Origin of the sequence: Stenotrophomonas terrae (genome assembly GCF_001431465.1) — a bacterium.
GTDB lineage: Bacteria > Pseudomonadota > Gammaproteobacteria > Xanthomonadales > Xanthomonadaceae > Stenotrophomonas > Stenotrophomonas terrae.
Genome location: NZ_LDJJ01000051.1, coordinates 16,707 through 32,944, shown reverse-complemented (window position 1 = coordinate 32,944; position 16,238 = coordinate 16,707). Strand labels below are relative to the sequence as shown.

Here is a 16,238-nt window from a genome sequence, read left to right as displayed (position 1 = left end):
CTGTTGAACGGTCATGTGGAAACCAGGGAAGGGCTGAAACACGCCCTCAAACGAATCGAACAGCTGAGGAAGGCATAAGTGAATCGCGACTTCACCATGGATTTGCGCATGCGGGCGGATTTTGCGCAGGCCCGTCGCGAGATGCAGCAGACCAGCGCCCAACTGGAAAACACGGCCGAGACCGCCCGCGCGGCCACCGAGGAGCTGGATGCCGTAGGCAAGGGCGGTAACGGTGGCATGGCCCGCGCCCGCGAGCAGGATGCGGCCGCACAGGCCGCCTGGCTGCGTGCCAGCGAGGCAACTCGGAACGCGGTGGCGCAGGAGATCGGTCTGATCAGCCAGTTGCAGGAACGCCTGGACCGTGGCGCCGGCAGCTGGAACGACCTGGCCGATACCGAGGCCATGCTCGACAAGGCGATGGCGAAGGGGCTGGTCACTGCCGAGGAATACGACGAGGCGCTGGCCAAGCTCAACAAGAGCCATTCAATCCTGCAGCGCGGTACCGACGAGCAGAACAAGTCCCTCGATGGAACGATGGGGCGCTACGACAAGGCTAGCGCCCAGCTGCAGAAGCTGGCCCGCGATGAGCAGGCGTTGAAGAAGGCGCTGGACAGCGGCCGGATTTCCACTGAGCAGTACCAGCGTGCTACCGCCGCCCTGCAGGCCAAGCGCGCGCAGATCGTGGACGCTGGACAGCAGTCGTCGATGATGCGGCGGCTCAACCTGGAATCCGCCGGTACCCAGCGCAATCTCTCGCAGCTTGTGAGCTATGCCGCCACCGGCAATTGGCAGCTGGCCGGCAACCAGATCCTGCAGCTGGGCAATAGTGCGGGTGCGGCGGGTGCGCTGTTCAGCGGTTTGGGCGTGAGCGTTGCGGGCGCGACGGCTGTGGTTCTCGCTGCTGGTGCCGCCGCCTACCAGAGCTACACCGAGTACAGGGCGCTGGAAACTGCGCTGCTGGCGACGGGCAATGCGGCGGGTGTCACTGCGGGGGAACTAGGAAATATCCGTAATTCCATCGGTGATGCTGACGGCGAGTACGGCAAGGCGCAGCAGGCACTTCAGGGGCTTGCTTCATCCGGAGCGGTAGCGGAGTCCAGTCTTGAGTCGGCCGGAAGGGCGGCGGTAAATCTTTCTGAGCTGACAGGCGGCAGCATCGAGTCGATGACGGCCAAGGTCATCACCCTTGCAAAGTCCCCCGTGTCGGCCATGGCCGAGTTGAATGATAACTATCGATTCCTGACCCTGGAGGTCTACAACAATGTGCGCTCACTGGAAGACCAGGGCAGGGCACAGGAAGCGGCCAAGGTTCTCATTGAGGAACTGGATCGCGTCACGGCCCAGCGGGTTGCGACGATGCGCCAGAACGCGAGCACGCTCGAGGCCAAGTGGCATGACGTTGCCGCGGCGATCAAGGGCGCATGGCGGACTGCAAAAGACGTCTTCGACCAGAGCGTCGAAGGCGATATCCGGCGCGCGGAATGGGATCTGAATTTCCAGCTCTGGTCCAACGACGGCAAGGAGAACGACCGTTCAAGGCAGCGTCGCGCTGATCTTGAGCAGTTGCGTCAGCAGAAAGCGGTCACCGATGAGGCGGCCCGCGCAGAGGGGCGCCTGCAGGCGGTGCAGAGTGCTGGCATAGACGCGCAGCGGGACATCCAGGGAGTTCTGGATTCTGGTGCCTCGAAGGCGGCCCAATACTCACGTGAGGTGGTCAACCTTTCGAAGAAATTTGCGGCACTGCGTGAGGCGGCGTCAGCCGGAAACTCGGATAACCCGTTGCTCACCGATGTCGTGTTCGGTGCCGATGGCTCTGTGAGTGGGGGCGCCTATGACACGGCGCTTGCGCAGCTGAGGGAAAAATACAAGGATCGGAGTGGTGGTCGCGGGTCCGGCCGCTCGGCCAGGAGTGGCGTGGATCGGGTCGATGACGCAGCCAAGCGCGAATTGCAGAACCTTGCCCAACAGGTGGCGATGCTCGGTGAGCTTGAAGAGGGCGAGGCCAAGGTCAGCAACGCCGCGCGCATGCGCTACGAGGTCGAGGGAGGGCAGTTCAAAAATGCCAGCGGCCGGATGAAGGAGCAGCTGCAGGACTGGGCGCAGGCACTGGACTTCGAGCAGAAGCGCAAGGATGCCACCACCGCGCTGTACCAGGCCGAGGCGCAGATTGCGCAGCTGCAGGGCCGTGGCAAATCCGGCGAATATGAAAAGGTCAATCGGCAGCTGGAGCTGCAGAAGCGGAGCCTCGAGGAGATCGGCAACGCCGCTGGCGCGGCCGACATCGCCAAGCTGCTCAACCTGCGCGAAGCCAATGAAAACCTCACCGAGCTGCAGCGCAAATACAACGAAGTGATGAGCGCCATCCGCGGTGAGCAGGAGCGTATCAACTTCGAGCTGCAGGCCGGGATTATCACCGAATCCGATGCGCAGCAGAGGATCGTGGAGCTGTATCGCAACAAGCTCGGCACGCTGCGCGAGATCGTGCCGCAGATGCGTGCCGCCGCCGAAGCCCTGGGCAACCCTGACGCGCTGGCGAACGTTGAGGCCATCGAGCTCAAGCTGCGTGAAATGGCGGTCACCACCAACTCGCTGCAGCGCGCCGTGGGCAGCACGTTCCAGAGTTCGTTCAAGACCGCGCTGGTTTCGCTGGCCACCGATACCGATTCCCTGGGCGGCCTGGTGCGGAACTTCATGTCCTCGATGTCGAGCGGCATGGCCGAGTGGGCAGCGGACCAGCTCTCGCAGATGATGCGCGCCGGTTTGATGGACAAGCTGGCAAAGTGGTTCCCCAGCCTGTTCGGCACCGCCGAAGTGGAAACGCCCGAGTCGGCTGCGCTGGTCAATGCCGGCACGACCGTGGCCGGCGCGATCACCGAGGCCGGTGCCAGCGCTGCATCCGCAATTGCAGGCGCGGCAGTTGGCGGTACAGGTTTGCCGGCTGTGGGCGGTGTTGAAATTGGCCCCAGCGGCGTTGCCGACGCTGCGGCGCAGACGACGGACAACATCGCCAGCGCCGACAAGGCCGCCGACAAGCTCGCTCTTTCGGGCAAGGGCATCCAACTCGGGGCTATTGGCCTTGTGGGTGCTGCTGCCAACCTGGCCACTGCTGCGGGCGGCCTTTCACCCGGCGCCAACGCTGTGATTCAGGCAGCGGTGCAGCTGCTCACAGCTGCCATAGCTATGCGTGCGGCGAACTCGGCGAGCGGAATTGGGTTCGCAGGGGGCGGCTACACCGGTGACGGCGGTAAGTTCGTTCCTGCCGGAACAGTCCATCGCGGTGAGTACGTGATGCCGCAGGAGACGGTGAGCTATTACGGTTTGGAAACGATGCGCGCCATTCACCAGCACCGCGCCGCATTTGCTGCCATCCCTGCGCCGCGAGTAGGCGTAGCGTCGCCGCGCTTCCAATTCGCGGATGGTGGTTTTGCTGAGCGCGCGATGCCCGGCGCCGGGACCAGCATTGAGATCCTCAATTTCACCGATATCGAGCAGCTCGCGCAGCGCGTTGCCAATAGTGACCCAATGCGAAGGAGCATCGTCAACACCACGATTGAAGAGGGCGGCTCAATACGGGCGGGGTGGCAAGGATGAGTTTTTCCGCAGGTTCACCCGTTATCTGGCCGCGCCCGCCAGACTGGGGCAGCAGCGTCCGCGAGACGCTGGCCTGGTACACCGAAGTTCTCCAGGCCAGCGGCAACGGCACCACGCTGCACCGTGCGCTGCGCCTGTGGCCACGCCGCAGCTTCGCCTTCGACGTGCTGGCTGATGAGCAGGAGCGCCGCATCTTGGATGCGTTGATGCGTGCGCACGGCAGCGGCCGTTGGCTGCTTCCTATCTACCCTGACGAACAGCTGCTGCGAACTGCGCTGGCTGCTGGCGCTACGGCCATTCCTTGCAGCACCGAAGGCTACGACTTTGTGGCCGGTGGACGGGCGGTGTTGTGGGCGGGCATCAACGAGTGGGAGGTGCTGGACATCGACAGCGTCGGCAGCACGTCACTTGCGTTAAGCGCTCCTGTCGCCCGTGCCTGGTCACGCGGTGCGCGGTTGCTGCCGCTGCGTTGGGCACGCATGGATGCGTCGTCGCGCATTAAGATGGTCACCGACACGCTGGACCGCCTGTCAGTGTCATTCACGCTTGACGAGACCAGCGAGTGGCCAGCGCAGTTGGCAGACGCGATCTATCGCGGCCACCCCGTGCTGACCTTCCGCCCGGACTTCGCCGAAGACCTCGACGTGGGTTACTCGCGTATCCAGGAGACCACCGACAACCTTACAGCCTTGCCATTCACCTCCGACTTGCCCGACGTCGCCTTCCGCACTGTTCGCACCGTATGGGAGCGCTGGGGCAGGAAAGAGCAAAGCGAGTTCCGAAGCATGTTGTATGCGCTGCTCGGCAGGGCCATGCCGATATGGGTACCTACGTGGCAGCAGGATCTACGCCTGAAGCAGTCTGTGACTGCCGCGGCGACGACGATCACCGTTGAGTGGTGTGGATACACCCTATACAGTCGCCGACTGCAGAACCGGCAGGACGTGGCAATCACGCTCACCGACGGTACTACGCTCTACCGGCGCATCACCGATGCCACGGAAGTCGCCAGCGGCGAGCGGCTCACGCTGGACAACGCGCTGGGCCGGTCCGTGAGCCCGGTCCAGGTGCGCAGCATCAGCTTCCTCGGCTTCTACACGCAGGCCAGCGACACCGTGGAGATCGAGCACATCACCGCAGGTGAGGGCGGCCGCGCCCGGATCCCGCTCGCGTGGCAGGAGGTCGTCCCCGATGCAGCATGAGCGCTTCGGGCGCAAGCCCATCCACCTGTTCGTTTTCACGCGCCAGCATCTCACCTGGCGCTACTGCACCGCCGACTGCGACCTGGACATCGGCGGCAACATCTACCTGAGCGCCCAAATCGAACGCGGCGAGATCAAGCAAACGGTGGAGCGCGCCAAGGACAAGCTGACCATCACCTTCTCCTACCTACTCGACCCGGCCGCACTGGAATACCCCACCACGCAGTTGCTGGGGGATAACTGGTTTCCGAACATCCCTGACGATTCGGTGAGCGTGATCTGCATGGCCTACGACGCCGCCAGTGGCGATCCGCCGATGGTCGAGTGGATGGGCATCGCAATTCAACCGAAGTTCACCAACGCTACCATCGAGATGATCTGCGAGCCCACTAACGGGCTGTCGAGGGCGCGCGGCCAGGGTATGAAGTGGCAGCGCACATGCCCGAAAACGCCGTACTCCAAAGGCCTGCGTGGCTGCAATTTGAGCCGGGAAGCATTCATGGTCGGTGGGGTGGTCACGTCCGTCACCACGGCTGGCATCACTGTCGCCGAGTTCGCAGGGGCCCCCTTCTCGCTGGGCGGCGGTTTCGTTACTTGGATGCGCGGAGATGGTCTCGTGCAGCGTCGCTCGATCACCGGGCATGCGGGCGCAACCGTTGCGCTGCTGTTCGGCGCGGCCGACGTGCCAGTTGGCGCGGTGATCAGCGCGTGGCCCACGTGCCCGCGCACCTGGGCTGCCTGCCTTGCCCGTGCCAATACCCTCAACTATGGCGGCAGCATCTACAAGCCTGTGAAGAACCCGCTGGATGGAGTGTCGATGTCATGGGGCTGAATCGACACATTCGACGCCGCGTGAACATCCATGCATGGCGTGCCAGGTACTTCTGGCTGGATACCCCGGCTGGACGACGCGCGCAGGTGGCCACCTTCTGTTTCGCAGTGCTCGTCGTGATCCTGCAGTTGATCCAGCTGGCTGTCGCCAGCCTCGCGCCACCTCCCACCGGAGAGCCTGTGAAGGCCGTCTATTGGTGGGTCGTGCAGCTGATCATCCTCGTCGTATCCGCAGCGATTTCGTATGCGATGCGGCCCAAGACCGAGAAGCCGAAGCCCGTTGCTGGTGACGCCCCGACCGTAGAAGACGGCGCAGACGTGAAACACCACTTTGGGGACTGCTGGGTGGGCGATGAGTTCCTCCAGGCATGGCGGGTGACCGGAACAAAGCCGATCAAGACGAAGGGGGGCAAGAAGTGAGCGAACTGATCGTCACGCTTGCCCATCTCCGCACCATTCCAGGCTTCAGCGCCCGGGGTGGCTTCTGCCGCCGTGGAGCGCATTCCTTCTTCCTGCAGCACCGGCTGGACTGGAGCCGTTTCATACAAGAGGGCATTCCCGCAGCACAGCTGGAAGCGACGGGGGATGCGATGGCGCAGGCGCTGGTGAACTGGGCAAGGGAGTGTGTCAGTGGGCGGTAAGTCGAAGAAGGTAACTGTCGGGTACTGGTACGAGCTTGGCATTCATGGCGGGCTGGGAATCGGTCCGATCGATGCGTACCTGGAGCTGCGTGGCGGCGATAAGACAGCTTGGAGCGGCGTCGCCACGCACAGCCAGACCATCCAAATCAATGCGCCGAACCTATGGGGCGGCGAGAAAGACCAAGGTGGCATTGTTGGCGAGATGGACCTGATGTTCGGTGATGCCGATCAGATGCCCAGCGCACGACTGGCGCGGATCTTCGGCCCGCAACAGCCAGCGTGGCGCGGCGTCGCTACCTATGCTTTTGAAGGCAAATGGGGTGCGATGAACCCGTACCCTCAGAAGGGCAGTCACAAGATCCGGAAGATTCTTTCCGGGTGGGACGGCGAGTGCTGGTATCCAGAAAAAGCCGCGATCCTGATGGCCGGTACGCCGGGTGTTCAGCCGGACCTAATCGCCGGCTTCAACCATTTCGGTGGTGTGGCGGAAGGTCGGATGGCAACTTCCACCCAATCGTCGCTCAGTTGGACTACCGGCGCGCAGGCCCGGCTTTCAAAGAGCATGCTCTTTGTTCTGGAGTGGGATAACGCTGAGACGGCCGCAAACCTGCCGCGGCGCGCAATTGTGCGCGACCAGGACACGCAGGACGTTATCTATGACACTGAATGGGTCGGCGAGGCTTCGATGAAGTCGGGGCTCAATGCCGTCCTCGAAGCGATCAACCGGACGGATCTGCAGGCGCCGTATCACGCCGGGAACACGACCTCCCGGGTCGTGACTCTCTCTTACATCCCGCGCGCACTTGAATGCACCCAGTACACGGTCCGGCCTGCCGGTGCCGGGAACAGCTTCCATAACCTACTTCAGCTATACATCCCGGCGGTACCCGACAGCCGGCTGTATGGCATGAACCCAGCACATGCCCTGTACTACGTGCGTACACATGGCGAGATCGGCAGGGAGCCGCTGGCGAACATGAACGACGCTAGTTTCCGTGCAGCGGCCGACCGCCTCTACTCGGAAGGCTTCGGTATCACGACGGAATATGCGCCATCTTCGGAGAGCGTCGAAGAGTTCGAACAGCGCATCTGCAAGCTGATCGGCGGCAGCGTCAGCCGCAGCCTGGTCGACGGCCAGTACTACCTCGACCTTGCCCGTGGGGAGTATGTGCTCGAAGACCTGCCCATCATCGGCGATGACGACATCCTGGACTTCAAGATGCAGCCTTCGATCCTTGATGGCGCCGTGAACAGCATCAGCGTCAAGTACTTCGACCCCGACAAAAAGGAGTCGATCAACACGCCGCCGGCACAAGTTCTGGCGTTGATCGATGCCTTCGGCCTGATTCACCAGGATGTCGAGTATCCGGAGGCTCCCACAGCTGAGCTTGCGACGCTGCTCGCAGAGCGTGACGTGAGGCTGGGGGCAACACCGACCAGGGCCCAAGAGCTCGTCGTTATCCCTGATGCTGTACGCGCGATCCGGCCGAACCAGTACTTCCGGCTGAAGTCACCGAAGCGGCGTATCGCGGAGATGGTTTGCCTGCTTGGGGAGAAGCAAAGCGGAACGCTTAAGAGCGGCGGCGTGAAGCTGGTGGCCTCGGAGGACACGTATAGCCTGCCGGCCAGCGCATTTGTTGAAGTTGAGCCTGGGGTTGATACGCGCCCGGACCCGACCGCACATCCGATCAGCCAGCAGGTTGCGTTCGAAGCACCCTACATCGAGCTTGTGCAGCGGATCGACCGTGCGAACCTTGACGTACTCGGGCCCGACGCGGGCTACGTGATCGCGGCAGCAGATCAGCCCGCAGCTGGCGGGCGGAACTTCGTGCTTGCAGTCGCGGATGTGACCGGGGCCTACACCCAGGATGGCGCTGGCGAATGGTGCCCGGTGGCCATCGTCGCGGGCGATCCGCTGACCGACATCATCGGCCTTCTGGAGCAGTCCATCCCCGTCGCGTCGATCACCCATGCCGACACCATCGCTGTGGGCTCCGCCGCCCTCTGGGGTGACGAGATCGTGCGGGTCGACGCCGTGGATCCGGATGCCGGGGTGATCACTCTGGGACGCGGATGTGCGGACACGATGCCGGCTGCGCATGCCGCTGGCAGCCAGGTGTGGTTCTACGACGACGCGGGGGTCTCCGACCTGGTCGAGTACGCAGCGGGCGAATCCGTGCGGGTGAAACTGCTGACGTCGACCGGCACGCAGATCCTGGACACGGCAAGCGCCCTGACGATCACGGTGCCCATCGTGGGGCGCGTTGGTCGCCCGTACCCGCCAGCGCGGTGCGCTGTGAACGGCACGCTGTACCCTGCCGTGCCTGTGGCAGTGACGGGAAACATCGTGGTGACCTGGGCATCCCGGGATCGGGAGGCCCAGGCTGATCAGCTGTTCGACGCCCTCATGCCGTCCATCACCCCGGCGCAGCTGACTCGGTTCGGCGTTCGCGTTCTGACCGGCGATCTTGTGCCGGTCACTTCACGCGAGGACGTCGCCGGCACGACTGCGACGATCAAGCTCCCGGCTGCTGGAACATACGTCATCGAGCTGTACTCACTGAACGATGCTGGGCCCAGCCTGCAGGTTTTTCGCGGGCGGGTTGACCTGACGCTGGGATCAAGCCCACCGGCCGTAGCCGAGATCGTGGCGCCAACTTGGACACGCCCGGAAGTGATCATCGATGCCGGGGAGATTACCTGATGGCGGAGGTCATTTCTTACCGGTTCCTTGTTCGCGGTGGCGCCGTGGACGCCGTGGCCGCGCTCAATGAAGTGCCGCTTCGGCGAGAGCTTGTCATTGAGACTGACACGCTGAAGATGAAGCTCGGCGATGGCGTGAAGCGCTACAACGACCTCCCATACTTCTCAGGCGGTAGCACGATCATCACCGTCTCTGCCGCCCCGGTGGCGGGGCAGGGTCAGGACGGAGACTATGCAATCTGGCCGAGCTCCACAGCGCCGATGCTCTACGGTCCGAAGGCTGCAGGTGCCTGGCCGGCCGGCGTGCCACTGAAAGGCGCGAACGGCGCAACCGGCAGTGTTTGGTTGCGTGGCAGCACCGTGCCGGCGGGTTCCCAGGGTGCCAACGGCGACTACTACCTGCGCACCACCACGAACGACGTCTATGCGAAATCGGCGGGTACATGGTCGGTGGTGAGCAACCTGCAGGGTTCGCCGGGCGCCCCGGGTGAAAAGGGCGATGCTGGCGTACCAGGGCCGTCCTCGCATTGCTTCCCCACTGCCAGCTTTAGTGGCGGGGCCGGTGTCATTGAGGTGGGCGCCGCTCAGTCCCTGTATGTGCCATTCGGGTTCACGGTTACCGGCGCCGCGCTGATCGCAGACCGGGTGGGCACCGTCCAGATCGACATTCGTAAGACGTCGTTTGCCACATATCCACCGACGTCTCTCAACAGTATCTGCGGTGGCTCGCCGCCCACGCTTTCGAACGTCGATAAGGGCATCGTCTCGGACCTTTCACTGTGGGACGTGGACGTCGCCGCCGGCGACACCCTCCAGTTCATCTGCACTGCCTGCGTCGGTATCAAAGCCGCGACGCTGACCCTCACCGGATTCAGGAGCTAACTCGTGCCCCGCGTTATTCGAACCATCACGCTCAACTCCACGGCTTCGGATGCGAACTTCCGAGCCTTCGTGTCTGAGGTCGAGAGCCTGCTTGCCGCCTGTGGGCTGGTACGCACGACCGACACCGGGCAGATCAACTCTGCAACCGTAGCTCTCCCCTCGGTCGCCACCTTCGCGGGCTACAGCGTCTGGCGTTTTAACGACCCTCTGCAGTCCGCCGCCCCAGTATTTTTGAAGTTTCAGTTTGGAGTCGGTGCGAGCACGAACCGTTATGCAACGACGCTACAGATCGGCAAAGAGACCGATGGGGCCGGCAACCTCGCTGCGGCTACGTCCACCGCCGTGATCTCGTCAGTGCCTGGCACCGCCTCGAGCACTGCCTCGACAACGTGCTATGCAACCCATTCGGCAGGCTTTTTCGCCATCTCATTCGGGCTCGGGTATTACCCCGCAGCCTATACCGGCTGCTGCGACTGGATCGTGGAGCGCGTCAACGACAATACGGGGGCCGCTACGGCCGAAGGGGTCGTTGTGATCGGGCCCTCTACCACCGGACAGCGCGCTGCGGCATGTCAATCCGTCGCTGCCCGGTACCTTCCTTCTTTTTCGCTCACGACCGGCGCCGCCTTGGGCTTTGTCCCATTCGCGGTGAACGATTCAAAGGTAGGGTTGTCCCCGCAATTGCCATTGCATTTCGTGCCGCTGCCGAAGTGGCGTCCCTTGGTCGGCACGGCCTCGAACATCGCAGGCGAAGTCACCGAGGGTCAGACATTCGAGGCAACTCTGATTGGCACCGTGCCCCGGACCTACATCGGCCTCGGGGGTGCATTTGGGTGCACTGCGGGCACATCGCCCGCGACCCACACGGCAGTCCTCTGGGAGGAATGACGCATGGCAGACCCGATCAGCGGCTTTGATGCGCAGAAAATCTCCGTCCTTGGGGAAGACGGCTCGGTCGAGGCAATAGCATCCGTCCAAGCTATTGACCTTTCTCCGCCCCAAGGCAACACAGCCCCCCAGACCCATGTAGTGGTCAGCCTCACGGGCTGATAAAGACAGGGCGGCAGCCTAGCACCTGCAAGTGCCAGGCTGCCGCTTCAACACACGCGATCTCACCGCGTGGCATTTGCCGAGGCCCTGCTGCTCCGCGAAGCGGCTGCAGTCTCGTCTATCAACATCGCAAAAGGTGAGAAATGCCTAACCCTGTGATTCCCTGGCCCGGCGGTAAGCGCCGGCTGATCAAGCACCTCTATCCTCATTTCCCGGCGCACGAATGCTACGTGGAGGCCTTCGCCGGTGGCGCGGCCGCGCTGCTGATGCGCCCGCATCCGGCCCCTGTGGAAGTAATCAACGACATCAATGGCGAACTTGTACGTCTCTATCGGTGTCTCCGGCATCACCTCGATGAGTTCATCCGCCAGTTCCGCTGGGCCCTGGTCAGCCGGGAGATGTTCGAATGGGCGCAGATGGAAAGGCCCGAGACCCTGACCGACATCCAACGGGCGGCGCGGTTCTACTATCTGCAGAAGCTGGCCTTCGGCGGTAAGGTCCATGGGCAGAGTTTCGGCTACGTGGCCAGCGGCAGCGGCCCTCGCCTCAATCTATTACGCATTGAGGAGGAACTGAGTACCGTTCACCTACGCTTGGCCAGGGTCATCGTCGAGCATGGTCCGTGGCATGAGGTGGTGGAACGCTACGACCGGCCTGCGACGCTGCACTATTTGGATCCTCCCTACTGGGAGACTGAAGGCTATGGGGTTGATTTCCCGTTCAGCGAGTACGAGCGGATGTCGGACTACATGAGGGTCGCAAAAGGAAAGGTCGTTATGTCGATAAATGACCATCCTGAGATACGGAAGGTCTTTGCCGGATTCACGATGATTCCGTTGCAGACTCGCTACACAATCGGCCGCGAGGGCCGTGATTCAGTTGCAGGGGAACTCATCATCAAGAGCTGGGATGATAGCCAGGCGACTTTAATCTAGGTTTCGTTGTATAAAAACCACTATGCCTAAATGCAGCCTTTGCCTCTCCGAAGTCAAATCGCTGGTCAAGTCCCACATCTACCCTCGCGCTCTCAACCAGCGCGAGGGTCAACCCGCTTCCACTCTTGCCGTGGTCGGGCGCAATACCCGCCCTCAGAAGAGCCCGACTGGTATCTATGAGCGATTTCTGTGTCAGAACTGTGAGAATATTTTTAATCCCTGCGATACGCACTTTGTCAATTTGGTGCGCGATGTAGAGATTTGGGAGCGGCGACTTGATCCTCGCATCGAAGATCCTTTGGCATGGGTCATTCCCGAGGGAGTGGTGAGCCCACGACTTCTGCGGCTTTTCGCAAACTCTTTACTTCTGAGAGCCCATTTGGTCTCTCATCCCTTCTTCAGGAAGGTTCAGCTCGGGCCTCATTACGAACGCTTGCGAACCCTCGTGCTAACAGGTGATCCTGGTGGGGATGACGAGTTTGCAGTTTTGTTGATTCGACAGAAGGGCATCATCGGCCAAATTGGGAGCGAACCCACGAAGCTCAAGCTTGATGGAGTGAGGGCCTATTGGTTGGCTCCGCCGGGCCTTCGTGTCGTTGTAAAGGCCGACAAACGACCCTTTCCTGCGTTGTTTCGCGAGCATCAGATCCGCGATGGACACCCAGTTGTTGCTATCAGGCGGCCTCAGCTTCAGGAAGAGGTTGATGACATCAAGCTGATAACTCATCCATTCAGAGATAATATTTCACGTATTTTAAGGACGATTCCGTAGCCTCTGTTGTTGAGCCTTTTCATGCGGGTTTGTGCGCGGCCAAATCACATTCCTTCCCTGCGACTTGCTCACGTTCACCTGCTAAAAGGAAGGCGCGGCTTATGGTTGCATACTAGCCAGCACTTGCTTTGGCAAGGTCTTAAATCATGCCTTGCAAGCTTCCCTCTGGGTGCGCCCCCAGCTTCACAAGCCAGGTGGCTACTAATTCGATGATTGCCGTTTCGTCTTCTGGGTACTGGTCAATCAGCCGCTCTTCGACCTCGTCGCAGGTTTCCCAGAAGGCCGTAGACTCGCCGTGCTGCAGCAGGGCGTGTCGGATCTCGTTGAAGGCAAGCTCGTAGTCGGCTCTCTGCTGATCACTCATTGCCGGCCTCCGGTTCGACCATCCCCGCGTCGCGGATGATTGCTTCTACCTGGTCGTGGAAATACCTATGGTCCTGAGTGGCCACGTACTGCTCGAGTACTTCTGCCTCCCCGGCGACCTCTTGGGCCTGTTCACCGGCGGGACTGGATTTGGCAATGATGGCCGCCCGGGCCTTCAAATCGTCCAGGCGGTCGTTCAGCTCGGCGCGGGTCAATTTCGTGTCCATGGACAAATCCTAAAGCTTGTGGGCGTTATGCTCCGGTCAACCGGAGGTGACGCGTGTGCTATTCAGCTCAGATCGAAGCCGACTACAAGAAGTTCGTCCGCGAATTCGGCGCAGTGGTGGACCTGGAGCTGTTTGCCCAGCTTTGGCTGCGCGACAACAATAAGACCCGGCGGCCGAAGACGCCCAGGGCGCTGGACCTGTCGTTCCTGCGCCCCGGCGACTCCAGCGTGGCCGCCATCGCCGCCGAGATTCGGGAATGGGACAACGACGAAGTCGCACAGCTTGAGATTGAGCTGGCCAAGCAGACCGAGCGCCTGGCCGCTGCCGAGCAGAAGCTGGCTACCAAGCCCACGAAGACCGCGGCGAATGAGCAGCGGATCTCCGGGAACAAGATCGAGCAGATCAAGCGCAGGATTGCTGACCTGAAGCGGGCGAATCTCGAGGCCCGCGATTCCCGCATGTTCCCCGGCTACTACTGCCCGGTGCTGGTCAGCGAGGGCGGCAAGCTGGTCGTCAAGCCGATGCGCTATCAGTGCCGGCCGGCAGGGAAGCCAGCGTTCTACGACGAGAAGTATCCGGGCACCTATAACGCACGGAGGAGCAGCCTTGAGGACTATTGGAAGAAGCAGTTCGGATACACCCACGGGCTGGTTGTGGCCTCACGCTTTTACGAGTGGGTAACAGTTGATGGAGAGAACTGGGAGCTCGAGTTCGTCCCGCGAACTGGCGAAGACATGCTCATTGCCTGCTTGTGGTCGCACTGGACCGACCCGAAAGGGAAGGAGCCGGACCTGCTGAGTTTCGCGGCCATCACCGACGAGCCCGAGCCTGAAGTCGCCGCCGCCGGCCACGATCGGACGATCATCAACATCAAGCCCGAGCACATTGAAGCTTGGCTCAACCCGAACCCTGCGGACCTGCAGGCGCAATACGCGATCTTCGACGACAAACGACATCCGTATTACGAGCACAAGATTGCGGCGTGAAAATAAGCTCAATTAATTTTTCTGGTCCGAGTTGTTGGGATTGTGACTGTCTCGTACTATCGGTCCGTACGCTCACCAAACCTTTGATCTGTAATCACCTTGGAGACCAACATGGAAGGACCCAACCCCTATCGACCGGGCGCAGGAATTGCACCATTGGTGCTGGCGGGACGCGATGAAGCGATCACAACAGCGAAGAATGCACTGACCAACGTGCTTAGGGGCGCGCCGCAGCGTCCGATTGCATTCTATGGCTTGCGTGGCGTAGGGAAGACCGTGGTCCTCAACGAAGTGCAGACGAACGCTTCCAATCAAGGCGTCGTTTTCGAACACATTGAAATTTCAGAGAATGACAATTTCAAGAATGTGATAATGCAGAAGGTGCGAAAGATACTGTACCGCTTGGACACGCTTGCAGCGGCGAAAGGCAAAGTGTTGGAGGCCTTCAAAGCACTTAAGGCGATTTCCTTGGCGTTCCCTGGTGGGCCTGAGATCAAAGTCGATCTCGAAGCTCCAGAAGGAACTGCCGACTCAGGAAATTTTCAGAGTGACCTTACCGATCTAATGGTGATACTGGGCGAGGCGGCGAAGGAGAAGGGTAAGGCAGTATGCTTTTTTATTGACGAACTTCAGTATCTCAAGGAGGAGGATTTTGAGGCCATCATTGCTTCATCTCATCGTGTCAGCCAGAGGACTCTTCCCATTCAGTTCATATGTGCCGGTCTCCCTCAGATTCTAGCAAAAGCTGCCGACGCGAAATCATATGCTGAGCGACAATTCAACTTCTTCGAATTAGGCAGGATTAAAGAGCCTGCTGACAAGGAGGCAATTGAGGGGCCGCTTATTGGGACGGGAGTAACAATCGAAGTAGCTGCAACCAAAGAGGTGCTTCGCGTTACCGGCGCATACCCATACTTCATCCAAGAGTACGGCAGCATCCTTTTCGAGAAGCTGGAACATGGCGTCATTACAGCTGGGTTTGTCAAAGAGAACGAGAAGGTCTTCTACGATAAGCTTGACGAGAGCTTCTACAGGTCGCGTTGGGAGCGGGCAACGGACATGGAAAAAAAGTACATGCGCGCAATGGCCATGATCGGGGCTGGCCCCTACAAATCCGCAGAGGTAGCCGAAAAAATGCAACGCAGGCAAGATTCGATTAGTCCTCTCCGTGGAGGGCTGATCCACAAAGGTTTTATCTACTCCCCGAGCCATTCCTTGGTGGATTTTACCGTCCCAGGCTTTGATGAGTACCTTAAGCGTGCCGGCGAGATTTGATCAGACGTCGGCATTTGAGATGTCTTGCGTCAAACTAAGCTCGCGAGACTTCAAGCGTAATTAATGCAGGTGCATGGTGAGTGGATTTCTTGGTAGTTTCGATGATGTTATGGCGTTCCGTGCAACTCTTAGTCCAGAGAGTGACCGAGGATGCGCACTCATTGCAGCGGCATATATTGACGCTGAGTTGGAGCAGTTGCTCCGTTCCGCAATTGTTGATGACAAGAAAGTTGCTGATGAATTGTTAGGTCAGGGGAAAGCTGCTGGCTCTTTTTCGACTCGAATCGACCTTGCCTTTTTGCTTGGCCTTGTTTCGTCACGTGAGCGAAGAGATATGCATCTGATTCGCCGGATTCGCAATGAGTTCGGTCATGATCATTCACCCATTTCATTTGAAACTCCAAATATAGCTTCCCGTTGCGCAGAGTTGGCGGTGCCCACTTCACGAGAAGGGGGCGCGCCGCGTAGATTGTTCATTGTTGCGGCGATGGGAATGCTCGCTTCGATTCATGGAGGTATGCTTGGGCGACAGCGCGCACAGCAACGTGCTGATAGGCCTCCAGTTTCGGAGATTATTTCGGAAGATGAGATGCGACGCCTTGTATTGGAGGCCTTTGATGAGTACGGCCCCGACAAGCAGGCGATCACGACCTACGTGATTGAGAAGTGCCTTCGCAGGCATGATGGCGAGGTTTCCCTGTAGCCTTTGCCTTCTCGGGCGCGACTGGTGCCGGCGCCATTGCTGAATCAGCGGCATGCGATTGGGGTCGCAGAAAGCGA

Annotated in this window: 16 protein-coding genes; 14 read left to right on the top strand and 2 right to left on the bottom strand. The window is 60.6% G+C overall.

The window, feature by feature from the left end; genetic code table 11:
• Positions 1 to 402: 402 nt before the first annotated feature.
• The 11 genes from ABB27_RS14585 to ABB27_RS19765 all read left to right on the top strand — a co-directional run bounded on the left by ABB27_RS14585 (position 403) and on the right by ABB27_RS19765 (position 12,607).
• Complete coding sequence (locus ABB27_RS14585; RefSeq protein ID WP_161809663.1) at positions 403 to 3,591, top strand: phage tail length tape measure family protein; 3,189 nt, start codon at positions 403 to 405, stop codon at positions 3,589 to 3,591.
• Positions 3,588 to 4,793: a hypothetical protein gene (locus ABB27_RS14580; RefSeq protein ID WP_057629514.1), complete on the top strand. Its 1,206-nt coding sequence runs from the start codon at positions 3,588 to 3,590 to the stop codon at positions 4,791 to 4,793. Before ABB27_RS14585 ends, ABB27_RS14580 begins: the two co-directional genes overlap by 4 nt.
• A complete protein-coding gene (locus ABB27_RS14575; protein ID WP_057629513.1) occupies positions 4,783 to 5,625 on the top strand; it encodes a phage BR0599 family protein in 843 nt (280 codons plus the stop codon). Before ABB27_RS14580 ends, ABB27_RS14575 begins: the two co-directional genes overlap by 11 nt.
• Complete coding sequence (locus ABB27_RS14570) at positions 5,616 to 6,044, top strand: hypothetical protein (RefSeq protein ID WP_057629512.1); 429 nt, start codon at positions 5,616 to 5,618, stop codon at positions 6,042 to 6,044. The genes ABB27_RS14575 and ABB27_RS14570 overlap by 10 nt, the downstream gene beginning before the upstream one ends.
• Positions 6,041 to 6,265 carry a hypothetical protein gene (locus tag ABB27_RS14565; protein WP_057629511.1) on the top strand — a complete coding sequence of 75 codons (225 nt, stop codon included), beginning with the start codon at positions 6,041 to 6,043 and terminating at the stop codon, positions 6,263 to 6,265. The genes ABB27_RS14570 and ABB27_RS14565 overlap by 4 nt, the downstream gene beginning before the upstream one ends.
• Positions 6,255 to 8,969, top strand: a complete 2,715-nt coding sequence (locus ABB27_RS14560) for a hypothetical protein (RefSeq protein ID WP_057629510.1) — start codon at positions 6,255 to 6,257, stop codon at positions 8,967 to 8,969. The genes ABB27_RS14565 and ABB27_RS14560 overlap by 11 nt, the downstream gene beginning before the upstream one ends.
• The gene (locus ABB27_RS20060) at positions 8,969 to 9,850 is read left to right on the top strand and encodes a hypothetical protein (protein WP_057629509.1); all 882 of its coding nucleotides are present in this window, start codon (positions 8,969 to 8,971) and stop codon (positions 9,848 to 9,850) included. The genes ABB27_RS14560 and ABB27_RS20060 overlap by 1 nt, the downstream gene beginning before the upstream one ends.
• Positions 9,851 to 9,853: 3 nt before the next feature.
• On the top strand, positions 9,854 to 10,738 hold the full coding sequence (locus ABB27_RS14550; RefSeq protein WP_057629508.1) for a hypothetical protein: 885 nt from the start codon (positions 9,854 to 9,856) through the stop codon (positions 10,736 to 10,738).
• A gap of 3 nt (positions 10,739 to 10,741) precedes the next feature.
• Complete coding sequence (locus ABB27_RS19990) at positions 10,742 to 10,900, top strand: hypothetical protein (protein WP_161809662.1); 159 nt, start codon at positions 10,742 to 10,744, stop codon at positions 10,898 to 10,900.
• Between the two features lie 143 nt (positions 10,901 to 11,043).
• On the top strand, positions 11,044 to 11,835 hold the full coding sequence (locus ABB27_RS14545; RefSeq protein WP_057629507.1) for a DNA adenine methylase: 792 nt from the start codon (positions 11,044 to 11,046) through the stop codon (positions 11,833 to 11,835).
• A 22-nt stretch (positions 11,836 to 11,857) separates the two neighbouring features.
• Positions 11,858 to 12,607 (top strand): hypothetical protein, encoded by a 750-nt coding sequence (locus ABB27_RS19765; protein ID WP_152984602.1) that lies wholly within the window; start codon positions 11,858 to 11,860, stop codon positions 12,605 to 12,607.
• 139 nt (positions 12,608 to 12,746) lie between these two features.
• Here the strand turns inward: ABB27_RS19765 and ABB27_RS14535 are convergent, their stop codons facing one another.
• Positions 12,747 to 12,971 (bottom strand): hypothetical protein, encoded by a 225-nt coding sequence (locus tag ABB27_RS14535; protein WP_057629505.1) that lies wholly within the window; start codon positions 12,969 to 12,971, stop codon positions 12,747 to 12,749.
• The gene (locus ABB27_RS14530) at positions 12,964 to 13,197 is read right to left on the bottom strand and encodes a hypothetical protein (RefSeq protein ID WP_057629504.1); all 234 of its coding nucleotides are present in this window, start codon (positions 13,195 to 13,197) and stop codon (positions 12,964 to 12,966) included. Before ABB27_RS14530 ends, ABB27_RS14535 begins: the two co-directional genes overlap by 8 nt.
• Positions 13,198 to 13,250: 53 nt before the next feature.
• On the opposite strand from ABB27_RS14530, the gene ABB27_RS14525 reads away from it, so the two are divergent.
• The 3 genes from ABB27_RS14525 (at position 13,251) to ABB27_RS19760 (ending at position 16,161) form a co-directional block, all read left to right on the top strand.
• Positions 13,251 to 14,183 (top strand): SOS response-associated peptidase family protein, encoded by a 933-nt coding sequence (locus ABB27_RS14525; protein ID WP_057629503.1) that lies wholly within the window; start codon positions 13,251 to 13,253, stop codon positions 14,181 to 14,183.
• Between the two features lie 111 nt (positions 14,184 to 14,294).
• The gene (locus ABB27_RS14520; RefSeq protein ID WP_083491333.1) at positions 14,295 to 15,458 is read left to right on the top strand and encodes an ATP-binding protein; all 1,164 of its coding nucleotides are present in this window, start codon (positions 14,295 to 14,297) and stop codon (positions 15,456 to 15,458) included.
• Positions 15,459 to 15,531: 73 nt separating this feature from the next.
• Entirely contained in the window at positions 15,532 to 16,161 is a 630-nt protein-coding gene (locus ABB27_RS19760) for a hypothetical protein (RefSeq protein WP_152984601.1), read from the top strand.
• Positions 16,162 to 16,238 lie beyond the last annotated feature (77 nt).